This is a genomic window from Paenibacillus vortex V453 (genome assembly GCF_000193415.1).
In the GTDB taxonomy this organism is placed as follows: Bacteria; Bacillota; Bacilli; order Paenibacillales; family Paenibacillaceae; genus Paenibacillus_AQ; species Paenibacillus_AQ glucanolyticus.
Genome location: NZ_ADHJ01000042.1, coordinates 38,376 through 54,094, shown reverse-complemented (window position 1 = coordinate 54,094; position 15,719 = coordinate 38,376). Strand labels below are relative to the sequence as shown.

The 15,719-nt window shown below is 50.3% G+C and carries 14 protein-coding genes and 1 pseudogene; 11 read left to right on the top strand and 4 right to left on the bottom strand.

Features of this window, described 5'->3' with window-relative positions; all coding sequences use genetic code 11:
* The first annotated feature begins 19 nt into the window (after nt 1–19).
* Nucleotides 20–1,099: an ABC transporter ATP-binding protein gene (locus PVOR_RS22930; protein WP_006211894.1), complete on the top strand. Its 1,080-nt coding sequence runs from the start codon at nt 20–22 to the stop codon at nt 1,097–1,099.
* Complete coding sequence (locus PVOR_RS22925; protein WP_006211893.1) at nt 1,096–1,794, top strand: metallophosphoesterase; 699 nt, start codon at nt 1,096–1,098, stop codon at nt 1,792–1,794. Before PVOR_RS22930 ends, PVOR_RS22925 begins: the two co-directional genes overlap by 4 nt.
* Before the next feature lie 72 nt (nt 1,795–1,866).
* Here the strand turns inward: PVOR_RS22925 and PVOR_RS30810 are convergent, their stop codons facing one another.
* Genes PVOR_RS30810 through PVOR_RS22915 form a run of 4 tightly spaced genes read right to left on the bottom strand, consistent with a single transcriptional unit; the run spans nt 1,867 to nt 4,066 of the window.
* Nucleotides 1,867–2,007 carry a hypothetical protein gene (locus tag PVOR_RS30810; protein ID WP_160164029.1) on the bottom strand — a complete coding sequence of 47 codons (141 nt, stop codon included), beginning with the start codon at nt 2,005–2,007 and terminating at the stop codon, nt 1,867–1,869.
* Nucleotides 1,989–2,735, bottom strand: coding sequence for a cupin domain-containing protein (locus PVOR_RS22920; RefSeq protein ID WP_006211892.1), 747 nt, complete (start codon nt 2,733–2,735; stop codon nt 1,989–1,991). Before PVOR_RS22920 ends, PVOR_RS30810 begins: the two co-directional genes overlap by 19 nt.
* Before the next feature lie 15 nt (nt 2,736–2,750).
* Nucleotides 2,751–2,888: a hypothetical protein gene (locus tag PVOR_RS30805; protein WP_006211891.1), complete on the bottom strand. Its 138-nt coding sequence runs from the start codon at nt 2,886–2,888 to the stop codon at nt 2,751–2,753.
* A gap of 8 nt (nt 2,889–2,896) precedes the next feature.
* Nucleotides 2,897–4,066: an MFS transporter gene (locus PVOR_RS22915; protein WP_006211890.1), complete on the bottom strand. Its 1,170-nt coding sequence runs from the start codon at nt 4,064–4,066 to the stop codon at nt 2,897–2,899.
* Between the two features lie 199 nt (nt 4,067–4,265).
* Between PVOR_RS22915 and PVOR_RS22910 the strand changes: the two genes are divergently transcribed.
* From PVOR_RS22910 to PVOR_RS22875, 9 genes and pseudogenes are all read left to right on the top strand, one after another.
* A complete protein-coding gene (locus PVOR_RS22910) occupies nt 4,266–4,610 on the top strand; it encodes a winged helix-turn-helix transcriptional regulator (RefSeq protein ID WP_006211889.1) in 345 nt (114 codons plus the stop codon).
* 147 nt (nt 4,611–4,757) lie between these two features.
* Nucleotides 4,758–5,663, top strand: coding sequence for a cache domain-containing protein (locus PVOR_RS32315; RefSeq protein WP_234973074.1), 906 nt, complete (start codon nt 4,758–4,760; stop codon nt 5,661–5,663).
* Between the two features lie 38 nt (nt 5,664–5,701).
* Nucleotides 5,702–7,033, top strand: coding sequence for a helix-turn-helix domain-containing protein (locus tag PVOR_RS32310; RefSeq protein WP_234973073.1), 1,332 nt, complete (start codon nt 5,702–5,704; stop codon nt 7,031–7,033).
* A 338-nt stretch (nt 7,034–7,371) separates the two neighbouring features.
* Nucleotides 7,372–8,989 (top strand): annotated as a pseudogene (locus PVOR_RS22900) (ABC transporter substrate-binding protein).
* Nucleotides 8,990–8,999: 10 nt separating this feature from the next.
* The gene (locus PVOR_RS22895) at nt 9,000–9,911 is read left to right on the top strand and encodes an ABC transporter permease (RefSeq protein ID WP_006211888.1); all 912 of its coding nucleotides are present in this window, start codon (nt 9,000–9,002) and stop codon (nt 9,909–9,911) included.
* The gene (locus tag PVOR_RS22890; RefSeq protein WP_006211887.1) at nt 9,911–10,840 is read left to right on the top strand and encodes a carbohydrate ABC transporter permease; all 930 of its coding nucleotides are present in this window, start codon (nt 9,911–9,913) and stop codon (nt 10,838–10,840) included. Before PVOR_RS22895 ends, PVOR_RS22890 begins: the two co-directional genes overlap by 1 nt.
* 203 nt (nt 10,841–11,043) lie before the next feature.
* Complete coding sequence (locus tag PVOR_RS22885; protein WP_006211886.1) at nt 11,044–12,096, top strand: autoinducer 2 ABC transporter substrate-binding protein; 1,053 nt, start codon at nt 11,044–11,046, stop codon at nt 12,094–12,096.
* The gene (locus tag PVOR_RS22880) at nt 12,086–13,906 is read left to right on the top strand and encodes a cache domain-containing sensor histidine kinase (protein ID WP_006211885.1); all 1,821 of its coding nucleotides are present in this window, start codon (nt 12,086–12,088) and stop codon (nt 13,904–13,906) included. The genes PVOR_RS22885 and PVOR_RS22880 overlap by 11 nt, the downstream gene beginning before the upstream one ends.
* An 18-nt stretch (nt 13,907–13,924) precedes the next feature.
* Nucleotides 13,925–15,553: a response regulator transcription factor gene (locus PVOR_RS22875; protein WP_006211884.1), complete on the top strand. Its 1,629-nt coding sequence runs from the start codon at nt 13,925–13,927 to the stop codon at nt 15,551–15,553.
* Nucleotides 15,554–15,719 lie beyond the last annotated feature (166 nt).

The following is a 15,719-nucleotide window of genomic DNA, read 5'->3' as shown; positions in this document are numbered from 1 at the left end:
GGAAGGGATGGAGAGCGGAATGATCTTAAGGGTAAAAGGCGTATCGAAATCATTCGGCTCACAGCAAGTATTGGAGCCGATCACGTTTGAAGTGGGGGAAGGAGAACGCATCTGCATTCTCGGTCCATCGGGCTGCGGGAAATCGACGCTGCTGCAGATGGTTGCCGGACTTCAGCGCATAGATTCAGGCGAGGTGGAGATGGCGGGTGTCACCGTGGAACGGGGAAGGCACTATGTTCCCCCGGAGAATCGGCCTATCAATATGGTGTTTCAGGATTATGCCCTATGGCCGCATATGACGGTGAAACAGAATATGGAGTACGGGATGAAGCGCCGGAAGCTGGACACTAACGACAGGGCGGATAAATTGGAACGACTCCAGTCGCTTCTGAAGCTGGAGGGCTTATTGGACCGCCTTCCCGCCCAGCTGTCGGGTGGACAGCAGCAGCGCGTCGGCATCGCAAGGGCCCTGGCAACAGAGCCCAAGCTGCTGTTGATGGACGAACCGTTGTCTAATCTGGACGTTAAGCTTAGAACGGACATGCGCGGTGAACTGGCGAGACTGCTGGGGGAGTTATCCATCGCTTCCTTGTATGTGACGCATGATCGTATGGAGGCATTCACGGTGGCGGATCGGATTCTGATTTTGCGGGATGGACGAATTGATCAATTCGGGGAGCCGAGGGTGTTGTTTGAGAGACCGGCAAGCCCTTGGGTTGCGCAGCTCATGGGATATCACAACCGGCTGGAAGCCGAGCTGGCCCGGAATGGGCAGCCTGAAGCCATACTTGCCGGGCGTCCCATTGCCGGACTTCGCTCAGGCGGGGATATGGGAGACGGCAGAGCCGTGATAATGATCCATCCTGAATCCATCCGGATATGCAGCGAAGAAACTTCGGCAGCAGGAAGCCTGCTGAAGGTGACGGTGGTACAGACGGTGTACGAAGGGACAAGATGGAGAGTCATTGTGGAAACGGCAGATCGGCAGCCCATTCATTTATTCCATGATTGCACGGTGGATGCCGGAAGCAAATTGTGGATACGACTGTCTCCGGATCAAACCATGATATATGCAGACAGCAGCATGCTAGCCCCATGAGCCAGGTGTACGCAGTTTCGGATGTTCATGGTTACGGTCATCTGCTGCAAGCTCTTCTGCTGCATGTGCATTATGATCCGAAGGTGGACCGCTTGTTCCTGCTTGGGGATTATGTAAACAAGGGACCGGATTCAGCAGGGACACTGGATTATGTGAAGGAGCTGTGTGATTCCGGTGCCGTTGCGCTTCAGGGAAACAACGAACGCAAATGGCTGCATCAACGGCCGGAACAAGCTGGGCTTGCGGCTTCCCGTTTCATGAAGTATCAGCAGTTCATTGGAACCATGCCGTTATGGACCGAGTATAAACAATATGTGTTTGTGCATGCAGGGATTCGGCCGGGCATTCCGCTTCATGCACAGAGCCCGGTAGAATTAACGGAGATTCGTGAGCCGTTTCTTCTGTCCCCCCGATGCATGGACAAAGTTATTGTGTTTGGTCATACTTCTACGTTTCGTTTGGGTGTACCGCCAGAGGAGCTCTGGCATGGAGACGGTAAGCTGGGAATCGATACAGGTGCAGGCCACGGATACTATTTAAGCCTGGTGAATCTGACCTCTGGCTTACAGTGGTCCATATCGGTTAAACAACCTGGGAGCATTACGTGCCGGAAGATGAAAATAACGGGAGCATTCGGCCTTCCTGAATATATTACTCCATTTCAAGAAGAAAAACGCAGCATCACGGACGAATAGTGATGCTGCGTTTGACAATGGAAGACCTAGATCACTGCAGCATGGATCAGAATTGATCCCAGCCGTTTCCGATCAGTTGACGCTGCAAGAAGGGCAGCTGCTGCTGCTGTTGGATGAATTGTTGCCGCTCCTGTTCTCGTAATTGCTGCTGCGAGCGAAGCTGCTCTTGCTCTTGAGCCTGCGTTCGCTGTGGATCAGCAGCATACGCTCCATGCTGCGGTTGTTCCTGTGCCTGAAATTAGCTGCTGGAACAACTGCTGCTGTTGCTGCTGTTGATATTGCTGCTGCTGTTGCTGCAGCAGCTCATAGTCACGGTTCACAGGGCTTCCTTGATGGTAGTAGTGCTGGTTGTGATGTGACGGGTGCTGCTGCTGATGCATCGTCTGGCCCTGCACCTCCCCTTGGTGCATGCAGTTCTTAGGCGGCCCGATTACAACCGTATCGGTAATAGGAGCGAAAGTCTCTTTCACTTTGGCTTCATCCAGGCAATACGTATGGGCGAAGACATTGGCCGGGGTTAATCTGAAGAGGTCGGAGCCAGGAATGAATTCAGGCACAGGCGCATCAAAGATGGCTATCAGATGGGTATTGTCAGCCGTCGCCATTTCATAATGCCACCAGCCTTGAGGCACAAGCGCGACCTGACCCGGCATGACCGGGAAGTTCAGCAGCTCCTTGGTGAACGGATTAATGATGGAGACGATGGCCGCTCCGGAAATGACATACACCAACTCGGATGCATTCTGATGAGTATGCGGTTCGACCACATTTCCGGTGCTGAGATGAATATCCAGCAGAGAAGCGTTGCCGAGCGTGTTCAATTCTTTTACCGAGAGTGAATTAATATAGTTTTGATTGTCTTTTTTGAAAATTTGGTTATTGTTCAGATCATAAGTATAACGAACAGATGGAGAGGTGAAATCCATATAAGAGACTGCCACGGTGATTCCTGCCCTTCATAATGTAATAGGCGTTGACCCATAGGATACGTTATTCGGATGGGCAAACATCCGTGAGCCCATTTTCGACAAGGCGGCAGCAAGCCACCCGTTAGCCGGGTGGCTTGCAATAATGTAATAGGAAGGGGGAAGCACCTTACCTGTCAGGTCGATTGTGGCAGCAGCTCTCTTTTACCGGCAGCGAAACTGATAAGTCCGGCTGCGAGACCAAGAGCGAGCACAACTCCTCCGAGCCATGGATGGTATTGAAGCGTGGATGTCGTGTTTAACATGAAGCCCCCTGCACCCGCTCCTGCAGCTAACCCGAAGTGAACAACAGAGGTGTTCAGGCTGAGAATCAAATTGGAAGAGCCCGGTGCCCGCTGGATAAAATAACTCTGGACAGCGGGACCTGCCGCAAACATGGACAGTACCATGATGCTTATCAGCATGAGTCCAATGAGCGACTTGCCCGAGAGCAGCGGGAGAAGAGCAAATACTCCAATATGAATGAGTGTACTGAGGGTGATCACTCTGGATGGCCCAAACCGGTCGATAGCATACCCACCCAGCTTGGAGCCGATAGCCCCAAAGAGACCGAATACCAGCATCATGAGACTGATGCTTGAAGGCTTGATATGAAAAATATCCTGGATAAACGGGGTAATGTACGTGAACAGCACCGAATTGCCGGATTCCCGGAAGAAGGTGAGAAACAGGGCGCTCAGGATCACTACACTTCCCAGCACTTTGAACTGCTGATGAAAGGGAACGGCCGCGTCCCCTTCGACATCCGGCAGGAGCTTGGCAAGGACAAAGGCAACCAACAGAGTGAGCAGAGCCAGCAGCAGGAAGATGGATTGCCAGTTCAGCATATTGGTTATCGTGATGCCAAGCGGAACTCCAAGCACCATGGCGCTGCTGAACCCGAGAACGATGGTACCGATCGCACGGCCCAATTTATCCGGGGGTACCAATTTGGCTGCGGTTCCCATTGCAGCAACGAGATACACCCCTGAGCTTATCCCCAGGATGATGCGAGAACCCATAAGCAGCCATACATGGCTGCTGGCATAGGATGCGAGACTGCCGACAATGAACAACAGAAGCGAGCCGAGCAGCACCTTTTTACGGTTGATTCGCGATGTGAGCGAAACCAGAAACGGTGTCCCGATGGCAAAGGCAAGTGAATACGCGGTGATTAACTGACCGGCAAGCGCCAGTGAAATATGGAGATCGTCTGCGATTGCATACAGGATACCCGAAACGATCAGTTCAGAGGTGGCGGTAAGAAAGACACCAAGCGCTAATAAATATATCATGAATGGTTTCATGTAAATTCATCCCTTCGGTTATGGCATCCGGTCTTGCGAATCATGGCTAGCACATGCTGCAGCCGGTTGAGGAAATGCTCGAGATCTCGTTGTGTTTGTATTATAAGCAGAGCACATTTATTATGTAAGAAGGCAAAGCAATTGGACATTATCCAAACATTTTGATTAACTTACTATTCATAAGCGGTGGGGTGAGGCTGTGGAACCCGTTAGGGAAGAGTTTCAGGAAAAGCCAGCGTTCAATCATATCTGTTCGGTGCTGCAAATTCTTGGTGCCAAATGGGCGTTTCTTGTCATCGCGCAGTTATCCCAAGGACCGAAACGCTTTAACCAGCTTCATCGGGATGCAGCTATCATCAAGACACAATCCTTAACGGATGTGCTTCGACATTTGGAAGGCAGCGGTATCGTAAGGCGCGAGGTTTTCCCTACGGTGCCCGTGTCCGTGGAGTATTCCTTGACGGAGAAGGGGATGGATTTTCTGGACTCTTTGAAGGAAATGGAGAAGTGGGCGGAAAAATGGGGCGTGGAGCAATCCTCATAAGGTTGATAAGTGAAACGATACGGAGTTTAAAAACTCATTTCTTGTTGTTGATGACAGGAAATGAGTTTTCTTTTTTTTGTAGAATTTCGTATTCTTATAGATAACATTTTCAGATCTGGAATGAAGTGATGGGGAGGGGGCTGCCGCTTGCGAATCCATAAGATAAACCTGCTGACCAAGCTGTTGATTTCCTATTTGCTTGTCCTGATGTTTCCCGTGATCGTCATCCTGTGTTATTACTATCCCTATTCAGCAGACGTAGTGAAAGAGAAGGAGATGGACTGGAATGCGCATATTACGGAACAGTTCATGACATCAATGGATACCTTTACCCGGTATGTGTACAATCTGCCGTTTGAGCTGGTACAGAATCGGGAGTTCAAGATGTACAAAGCGGAGGAAAGCGACTACCAGCGGGTCATCATCGCCAATGAGATGAAAAAATACAATGCAACCGATGCGTTTATTTACAACACCTTGCTGTATGTGAAGAACATCGGTTATTTGTTTTCCAAAACTGGAAGCGCATACAGTACGGAGGATCTCTCCATTCCTGGGGTCGGCTATTATTATGAAAACTGGGAGCACCAAGATATGATACAGACCCTAAATGATCTCAAAGCCCCTGTCGTCCGGCCGGTAGAGAATGTGGTTGTGCCTGGCAACAATCGTGTCAGAATGCTGACCTTTGTGCAGCCGCTTCCGGTAGGAGGCACCCATTCGCCCGGAGCCGTTATGATTATGGTAAAGGAAGATACGATTGTCCGCATGATGAAGTCTGTTTCAGAGATTTATAGCGGCGATTTCTTTGTATTTGACGGCCAGGGAAGGAGATTGGTCTCTTCCAATGAGACGTCCTACCAGTCTTCCGATGATTTTCGGGCGCTTGTGCAGGGCATAGGGGAGGAACGTTCTCCCACCTCCGGCATCTACGCGATCAGTGGATCGGACTATCTGGTATCCCACTCGGTTTCAGACAAGAACGGCTGGAAATATGTCAGTCTGCTGCCTGTATCTCAATCTCGTGTAAGGGCATTCGAACGATACAGCTGAACACGGTTGTTCTTGTCGGACTGATTCTGCTGCTCGAAGTGTTCATCATCTATGTATCCATCCGTAAAAATTATCAGCCGATTCGGCGTCTGGTTGACCTCGCTGTTCATGTCTTCGAGCCGCAGGAGCGAAGGCCGATGAATGAAATTGATACGATCAAGTACACGCTGGAGGAGCTTTCACAAGCGAATAGCAAGCTGGACGAGCATGTGAAGGGATCCTTGCCGATCATGCGGGACAACCTGCTGTTCGAGCTGGTGAGCGGGCATTATGCAGACTGGGAGGAATGGGAACAGGAAGCCGGAAGGATAGGCATTAGGTTTAAATATGAACACTTTACGGTTGCCGTGGTATGCTGTGAATCGGATGCCGGAGCAACCGAGAAGATCTTGGCGTGCTGCCGCAAATACGAAGAGCTGCTGCCGGACGGGGTGCAGACCTTCTTCTTCAAGAGCATCTATCAGCATGAGCTGATTCTGGCAAGCTCCCATGAGAGTGATTTCCCCCTCGAATCCTGTCTTGAAAGCATGCAAGAGTCATTGTTGAAGCACAATGGACTGCGAACGGTGATTGGCATCGGCAAACCTGTACGAGCACGATCACCGGTGGATATTCATGTGTCGTACCTGCAGGCGCTTCGGACGGCGGAGTTTCTGCGGATACGCAAAACCGGTTCGGTGCTGATATTTGATGACATGGAAATTCCCCAATCTGGCGCCGTATCCTATTTTGCCGAATTTCTGCAGTCGCTTGAGCTCTCGATTCTGAAGAATGATGCCGCGATGCTGGCTTCCTTGTCGGAGCGTATGATCGGGTATTTAAGCAATGACAGTTTACCGCCGCATATGATCCGAAGTGTATACCTGAACACGGTTACCGTTATCTTCAACGGGCTCCAGCGGTTCCGTCATGATGATCAGAGCCTCTTGCGGCTGACCGATGCCGCGTTCAAACATCGCTATACGCTGGAGCAGATGATCGGAATCATCCGGGAAAGCTGTACCAAGCTGTGCGATATGATCAGCGAGACGCTGCCGCTTGCCCGTCCGGCTACCCAAGAGGCGATTCTATCCATCATTGCGGAAAAAGGAATGGATCCGAACTGCTCGCTGCAGATGATGGCCGATTATTTTGATATGTCGGTCTCCAACTTCAGCCATCATTTCAAGAAAACGATGGGGCAAAATTTTAAAGAGTACATTGATCAGCTTCGGATTCAAAAATCCATTCAGCTTCTGCGAGACAGCGAAGAGACGCTTGAAGCTATATCTCAACAGGTGGGGTACACCAGCACCTCGAGTTTTATCCGCTCCTTCAAGAAGATGGTGGGTACAACGCCCGGACAATATCGGAATACACATAAAGCCTGAACGAAAGACCGTTGATGCCGAGATCCATGGCAGCCTCCAAGCGGTCTTTTTGTAAACTTATGCCCTTATATTCCGCCTCGCACGATTTCTTTTCGAAGATGAAAGAGCTTCAATTTTTGAATATATGCAATATTTGAATCCTTCTGGCCGACGGGCAACGGGTGCGGTTGTTGATCCGATAAATATAAGCGCTTTCAAAAAATGAAGATCCTTAAAAAACTGTGCGTTTACGCAGCTCGTCACCTCCAATTAGAGTGAAATGTGTCCGCAGGCAAGGTGAAATTCAAGGCTGCAATCCCTATGGATCAGACCCACAAACCAAACCAGGAGGTAATGAAATGAAGAAAAAGGTAAACGTTTTCATCTCTTTTATCGTCATCACTGCACTGCTGTTAACGGGATGCAGCGGAGCCGGAGACGACCATAACGAATCGGCGGAATCGCCCGGAGACGCATCAGGCAAGAAAGTGAAGTTGACAGCTCTTATTACCAAGCATCCCCTTACGAAACCTCTTGCTGAAATGGAATGGCTGCAGAAGGTTGAGGAAGCGGCAGGCGTGGAGATCGAATGGCAGGAAATCACGGCCGACTGGGGACAGAAAAAAGGAACGATGCTTGCCAGCGGCGATACCCCCGATCTGTTCATCGGGCCGAACGTCATTACAGATGCCGATTTCGCCCAGTTCCAGGGACGTGTTCCAGGATCTGTCCAGTATGCTGGATCAGGCACCCAACGTACAGACTATGTTTAATGAAAAACCGGATACCAAAGTGATTGCAACGCAGTCTGACGGCAAAATATACGGTCTCCCGAAATATCAGCGGTTCTGGCCGGCCTCGGCCAGCAGGCAATTCATTAACCAGCAGTGGCTGGATAACCTCGGACTTGGCATGCCGACAACGTGGGATGAATTGTATGAAGTGCTCGTGGCATTCAAAGAGAAGGATGCCAACGGCAATGGCAACCCGAATGACGAGATCCCGATGGATTGGCCGGGAGGCATCGGCGGATACTTTAATCCTGCTGTTCTTCTCGGAAGCATGGGCATCACGCTGACGGACGGCAGCGGGCAGGGCTATTTTGTGGAAGATGGGCAAGTGAAGAATTTTCTGACCGATGATCGGTACAAAACGATGGTTTTGTTCCTGAACAAGCTGTACAAGGCGGGGCTGATCAATCCGGAAGTGTTCACCCATGATTATACAAAATATCAATCTATCGCCCGCGGTGAAGGAGACACGGCCAAGGTCGGCTTCACCTGGGGATGGGTTGCCTCCGACCGTTTCGGTGAGCAGCTGGCACCGCAGTATGCTTCTATGCCGCAGCTCAAAGCATCCGCGGATTACAACGGGAAGCTGTCATGGAGCTATGACTATTACTCCCTGAATTATGGGCCGAACCATATCGTCATGTCCTCCAAGACCAAGAACAAGGAAGCGGCCATGAGATTCATCAATGAGTTATATGCGCCTGAGGTGGGAATGCAGGTGCTGTTTGGCTCCATCGGTCCGAATATTAAAGATAACGGTGACGGTACATATGCCGTTCTGCCTCCAGCTGATGCCAAGATGGACCCGGGTACATGGAAGTGGACCTCGACGATGGCGGATAACGGCGCTTTCTATATACCGGATTCCTTAAAGCTGACACTCGGTACCGATATGCAGGAGGTGCTGGGACAATCGGAGCCACTGGAGCCTGCATTAGAGGTTGACCCTGACAAGGATGTATTCCCCGGCATGTTCATCAAATATTCCACCATCGACAACAACACCATGAGCCTGAACAACACCAACGTGATGAACCTGGCGGAATCCAGCTTTGCGAAATGGGTAACCAAGGGCGGCGTTGAAGCGGAGTGGGATTCGTATATCAAGGAGAGCCAGAAGGCTGGCCTGAAGCAGAATCTTGAGATTATGCAGAAATATTATGATGATTACATGAATCAAAACTAGGAGGGAGGATATGGAATCCCGAAAAAGACGGAACACCTTCAGACGTGATTATCAGCTGTGGATCATGATTTTTCCGGCTATCATCGTCATCCTGCTGTTCAACTATATTCCCATGTACGGAATCCAGCTTGCATTCCGAGATTATGACTTCAGCCAAGGCTTGACCGGAGGCGAGTGGAGGGGGTTTGCCTATTTTCAGCAATTCATCGACAGCTACTTGTTCACGGATCTGATGCGAAATACGTTTCTAATCAGTCTGGCAACGATCGTGCTTGGTTTTCCGGCACCGATCCTGCTGGCCTTGATCCTTAATCAGATTCGCAGAAAAAGAATGAAACAGCTGATGCAGACAACAGTCTATTTGCCCCATTTCATATCCATCATCGTGCTGGTCGGCATGCTGAATGTGCTGTTATCCTCTGAGACCGGGGTTGTCGGCCATTTCATGAAGGCGCTGGGACTCGGTCATATTAATCTGCTGGCCTCCACCTCGACCTTTATCCCGGTGTATGTGCTCTCGGACATATGGCAGCACTGCGGATGGAACAGCATTATCTATCTCGCAGCCCTGTCCACCGTGGACCCCCAGCTGTATGATGCCGCCAAAATCGATGGAGCCAGCCGGTGGCAGACGATCCGGTATGTCGACATACCTGCGCTCATACCAACCATCATCATCCTGTTTATTCTCAGCATGGGGAATATCCTTGGCACCGGCTTCGAGAAAATATTCCTGATGCAGAATCCGCTGAACCTTCCTGTCTCTGAGGTCATTGCAACATACGTTTATAAAATTGGGATCATATCGAATCAATTCAGTTTGGCCTCGGCCATCGGCTTGTTTAATACACTCATCAATTTTGTATTCCTGTATGCGATGAACACCATCTCGAAGAGAATGTCCGAAACGAGCCTATTCTAATGCTTGGGAAAGGAGAAACGGTTGTGGAACATGAATATACCAGAAAGCGCGTCATTGGCAAGGAATTGATGTTCAGAATAACATTGGCATTTCTGTGTGCTTTTATTTTTCTTCTGGTCGCGTACCCGCTCTATTTTATCGTGATTGCTTCCTTCAGCGATTCCACGCTGGTGTCGACGGGGAAGGTCATGTTTATCCCCAAAAACATAAGTTTTTTCGGTTATCAGGAAATCTTCAAGGATATGCGGATCTGGACCGGCTATCGAAATACGTTGTTTTATACGGTCTTCGGCACCCTGATTAATATGCTGTTTACGCTTCCGGCAGCGTATGTGCTGTCCAGAAAAGAGTTTCGTGCAAGGCGGATTATCATGTTGATTTTTGTCATTACGATGTTTTTCAACGGAGGGCTGATCCCCACATACCTGCTGATGAAGGGGCTTGGTCTGACCAATACGATATGGGTGTTTATTCTCCCGTTTTCCGTGAATGTGTTCTATTTGATCATTGCCCGGACGTTTTTTGAGAACTCGCTGCCGCAGGAGCTGCACGAAGCGGCCGTCATGGACGGCTGCTCGCACTTCACCTTTTTTTTCAAAGTGGCGTTGCCGCTGTCCAAAGCCTTGGTATCCGTCATCGGGCTCTATTATTTGGTTGGGCACTGGAATGATTTCTTCACGGCTCTGATCTACATTCGGGATACGAAACTGCAGCCGCTGCAAATTGTTCTGCGGGACATTCTGCTATCGAATCAAGTATTCTCGAGCGGTGCGGGAACAGGGGGAGATGCAGGAGGATACGCTCAAAGATATGCTGACCAGATTAAGTATGGCGTCATTATTGTATCCACGCTTCCGATCCTGCTTATATATCCGTTTATGCAAAAATACTTCGAGAAAGGCGTTATGATCGGCTCTATCAAAGGGTAACTGGTTACGAATACTTGCAGCTGCTGATAAGGACAGAGATCCCCTTCGGGGGATCTTTGTCGTTCATGAGAATCACGGAAATTGCGAACAAGGGACGTACAGGTAACGATTAGCACCCTCGATATAACAAATGTCACCTTCAAAACAGCAGAAACATTTGTTACAATCTATCCAAATTGATGACGCGATAAGGAGTGGGAAGTTTGACCCGCAAAACGATGACGATGGTGCTGATGTTTTTACTCTTTTTTGTAAGCGCTTGCTACAATCAAAAGCAGGACCGTTATGATGTCATCTATCGAATGGAACCGGTAAAAGCGAGCTCATCTTCTTCCATTGAGGATAAAGAGCCCCGTCCCTTTACGATCGGCATCGTTCCCAAGGTGACGGGCATTCCTTACTTTAACGTGGTGGAAGACGGTGCTGTGGAAGCGGCCAAGGATTTGAACGTGAACGTAATCTACGATGGTCCGCTGATTGCCGATGCCGAGCAGCAGATCAAAGTCATCGAAGACATGATCAAGCGAAAGGTCGATCTGCTTGCGATATCGGCTAATGATCCTAAGCGGCTTGTGCCCGTGCTGACCCAGGCCAAGGAACAGGGAATCCGGGTTATCACCTGGGATGCCGATACCCTGCCTGAGGTCAGGGAGCTGTTCGTGAATATGGTGGATCCCGAGACACTCGGCCGCCATCTGCTGGATACGCTCGCCTGGACGATGGGAGAAGAAGGGGAATATGCCATCATGACCGGCGCTCTTTCCGCTTCAAACCTGAACGAATGGATCAAATGGATTCGTTATCAGCAGACGCATTATTATCCTGGCATGGAGCTGGTGGAAATTGCGGCAACGGATGATAATCCGCAACAAGCATACGAGGTCGCCCGGGAGCTGCTGAACAAGCATCCTGATCTGAAGGGGATCATCGGCAATTCCTCGGTAGGACCGCCGGCGGCCGCACAGGTGGTCAGCGAGACGGGCAAGAAGGGCGATATCAAGGTGGTTGGCCTGTCGACACCCAATCTGATGAAATCCTATCTTCAGGACGGCTCCGCCCAGATGGCGACACTATGGAGTCCGAAGAAACTGGGGTATCTGACGGTGGTAATTGCCAAGAATTTGCTGGAAGGCAATCTCCCTGTCCATGGCCAGGAAATCGAGAATGTAGGCAGCATCCGGTTCAACGGGGATGTAGTCATTATGGGCGAGCCGCTTGATTTCACAAGAGAGAACGTGAGCCAATATGACTTCTGAGAGACGGCGGCGGTTAAGGTTTAACCATTACAGGCTGAGCACGAAGCTGATTCTGACCTATATCGTGTTAACCGTGATTCCGATGGCTGTGCTCGGAATCTTCTCCTTTATCCAATATAAGGAATCCATCGAGGAACAGATCGGGGAATACATGCCGCGATTTTTGAGACAGGCGAACGCCAATATCGACAATCATATTGCGGATGTGATGGCGATGCCCAAGCTGCTGCTGAATTCGGAGAATACACTGGCGATCCTGCGCAAGGATTCCTACCAGAGCCAGGCGGATCAGAACAAAGACCAGTATGCGGTGAATAATTATTTGACGCGGACGTACCTGAACGGGAGCAATAGCGACATTCTAGGCGTATTTGTATTATCCAGGAACCGGCTGTTCCACACCTCAAGGATCCCGTTTACCGGTCTGGATTGGGAGAGCATGCTTACGCCGTATGGTCAGGACATGGATTTGAGAGGGAAGGAAAAAATCATTCTTCCCAGCGAGATCAAACTCCGGTTTGACGGGGATATCCCTTATGTCATGATCATGAAGCAGATTCAGGACACGGACAACCGCAAGGACCTGGGTACCATGTTTATAGCGGTGCAGCTCACATTCATCGATCGGATCCTGCTGGACTTCGAGCAGAATGAGGATGCCGAGATTGCCATGGTCAGTCTCAAAGGCGAGGTCATCTACCACACCCGTCATGAGCTTATCGGATCGATGGATATGGCGGTTCATGAGTATCCGATCTGGAACGGGAGCTTCAGGGAAAGCCGGAGCGAGAAGCTGATCAGTGTAACGGAATCGCAGACATTTGACGGAATTCTGGTTCACAGCATTCCCCTTGAGGATCTGACAGCCAGAACGGATTGGACAAGAACACTCAGCATTATGATTTTTAGCGGATTTGTGATCGTGACGACCTGTTTGACGGTTGTGTTTGTGCTGCGTGTGATGAGCCCGATCAAGAAGCTGATTCATCTGATGAAGGAGGTCGAGCGCGGGAAATTCCAGGTTGGCTTGAACATGCAGCGACAGGATGAGGTAGGCATTCTGGTCCGCAGCTTTAATTCGATGATTGCGACCATTCGGGAGCTGATTGAGAAGAACTATGATATCAAAATCCGGCAGAAAGAGGCAGAGCTGTATGCGCTGCAATCGCAGATTGATCCCCACTTTATGTACAACACGCTGGAGACGATCAGCATGGCCGCAGAGGAGGGAGAGAAGGAAGCCGTTGTGGGCATGGTGACACAGCTTGGACGAATGCTGCGGTTCTCGGTAGGCAACAAATCGAGGTTTGTCCCTGTTCGGGAGGAGCTGCAGCATGTCATGGACTATTTGACGATCCAGAAGTTTCGTTTTGAACAGCGGCTGTCGTTTGATATCCTGGAGCCTCACGATTTGGAGTTGTATTATACGCCGAAATTCATCGTGCAGCCGATTGTGGAGAATGCCGTCAAGTATGGACTCGAGTCCCGTGACAAGCTGATTGTCGAAATCCTTGTAAGCAGGGAGCTTGGTCTGCGAAGCGGTATGGAGGATATCGTGATCAAGGTCAGGGATAACGGGCCCGGGATTCCCTCCAGGCGGCTGTTGGAGGTGGAAGAGTCGCTCAGGCAGCAGACCCTCACAGGCAAAGATTCAGAGTTCGGACTGGGGAACGTCAACACCCGGATTGTGATGATGCATGGGCCTCATTATGGCATGCAGCTGCACAGCGTTGAAGGGAAGGGGACCGAGGTCACCCTTCGAATTCCAATGATCCGTTTAGAGGATGTATCTGATCTTGAACAAGATTGAGCAGGGAGGGACAAGGGGATGGAAGCCATACGTACGATCATCGTAGATGATGAGGCACGGATCCGCAGAGGCATTGGACGGTTATTGTCTACTTGCGAAGGAAATTGGGAAGTCGTTGCTGTGCTCTCAAGCGGCTTGGAGGCGCTGGAGTATATGGATCAAAGCCATGGCGACATCGATCTGTTGATTACAGATATCAGAATGCCGGATATGGACGGGCTGACTCTCGTGAAGGAGGCGAAGCGCCGATACACCTTCTACCCGGTTATGATCAGCGGGTACAACGATTTTGAATATATGCAGACCGCCATCCGTGAAGGAGCGGTGGATTATATTATGAAGCCGGTTGACCGGGAGCAGTTCCGGCGACGGATGAAGGAGATCAGTGCGATCATTCTCCAGAATAAGCGAAACCGCCTGCATCTCCATAAGATGGAGCGGGAATTGAAATTAACGCGGCAAACGCAAATGCTGAGTTACGTCACTTCCGCGGGACTGGATATGGGAAGGCTCGGTTACTGGGTGGAGGATTTTCCGAAGGGCTTGTATGTGCTGTTATATATAAGTCTTGATCCGGTACCGGTCAAGTCCAGAAGTTATACCTCCAAGGATTGGGAGGCCTTTGATTATGCGATGGAAAATATCATCATCGAGGTAGCGGACCGTATGCAGGAGCAATACGAGGGGCGGATGGAAAAATGGTGCTGGAAGGGCGGTGATTCCGACTACTGGGTGATGCTTCACAGTAATGGAAACCCGGAAGCCACTGAAATCGAGCAATCGGCTAGTGATTTATCTGCAAGCATTCGTACAGCCATCGCGCTGCATACGCCATTTAGTGTGTCGGTGTCCTACGGCAATCGAATGGAGGATCTGTATATGCTTCCAGAGGCGCGGCAGCGATCCCTGTCGCTGATGAATTACCGCTTGCTCTACGGCAGTAACCGGACCTTTCACGATGATATGGCCGATTGGGCGGTGGAGCGGATGGATAGTGAGCTTGCCCATTTCGCCCACCGGCTGCGGGCGGTGGCGGAGCAAGCCAATACGGAGGAAGCCGCTGCCTTGTCGCAGCAATTTTTCCGGAGGCTCAGTCAGATCAGCTCCCCGATGACGATTCAATATGCGGTACAGAACGCCTATATTCAAATCCATTCCGTAGGTATTGAATATGTCAGCGGTGATACCGTACCGGTATCGCTCGAGAAGGGGATTCAGTCATTATCCCGGGCGGCACATTTACATGTGTTGAAAAAGGAGCTGGACACGCTGATTCTTGATGTCATATCCCTGGTGCGCGACTCCCGCCAGAGCGGCAGCCTTAAGCCGGTGGAGCAGGCGAAATCCTGGATCATTGCCCATTTGGGGAGCGATCTTAGCATAAAATCCATTGCCGATCGAGTGTACATGAATCCTTCCTATTTCAGCAGAACCTTCAAGATGCAAACCGGTGTCACGGTGCTGGATTACATTACAAATCTGCGTATGGAGAGGGCCAAAGAGCTGCTGACTGACGCTAAACATAAGGTTTCGGATGTATGCAGTTTAGTCGGATATCAGGATGTGAAGTACTTCAGCCGGCAGTTTAAGCAGCGGTACGGGGAGACGCCTTCGAAGTACAGGGAGCGGCTGGAAGGAGCAGATTAAGAATGAATATCGTGCAGAAGCGAGGCGGCCCCTGTCATTTGTGATGGGGGCTGTTGTAGTACCGACATGTGTGGTGCGCTTGTCGATTAAGATATTCATGGAGTGGATACCGGCATAATAGCAATTGATAAGAAATGACGACATGTTGTAATTGGTAGACTAAGGT

Excerpts from the sequence above, each read along its gene's own strand:
- PVOR_RS22930 (WP_006211894.1), top strand. The coding sequence starts at position 20 with ATGATCTTAAGGGTAAAAGGCGTATCGAAATCATTCGGCTCACAGCAA.
- PVOR_RS22915 (WP_006211890.1), bottom strand. The coding sequence starts at position 4,066 with ATGAAACCATTCATGATATATTTATTAGCGCTTGGTGTCTTTCTTACC.
- PVOR_RS22890 (WP_006211887.1), top strand. The coding sequence starts at position 9,911 with ATGCTTGGGAAAGGAGAAACGGTTGTGGAACATGAATATACCAGAAAG.
- PVOR_RS22880 (WP_006211885.1), top strand. The coding sequence starts at position 12,086 with ATGACTTCTGAGAGACGGCGGCGGTTAAGGTTTAACCATTACAGGCTG.
- PVOR_RS22875 (WP_006211884.1), top strand. The coding sequence starts at position 13,925 with ATGGAAGCCATACGTACGATCATCGTAGATGATGAGGCACGGATCCGC.
- PVOR_RS30810 (WP_160164029.1), bottom strand. The coding sequence starts at position 2,007 with ATGGAGCGTATGCTGCTGATCCACAGCGAACGCAGGCTCAAGAGCAAG.
- PVOR_RS22895 (WP_006211888.1), top strand. The coding sequence starts at position 9,000 with ATGGAATCCCGAAAAAGACGGAACACCTTCAGACGTGATTATCAGCTG.
- PVOR_RS22925 (WP_006211893.1), top strand. The coding sequence starts at position 1,096 with ATGAGCCAGGTGTACGCAGTTTCGGATGTTCATGGTTACGGTCATCTG.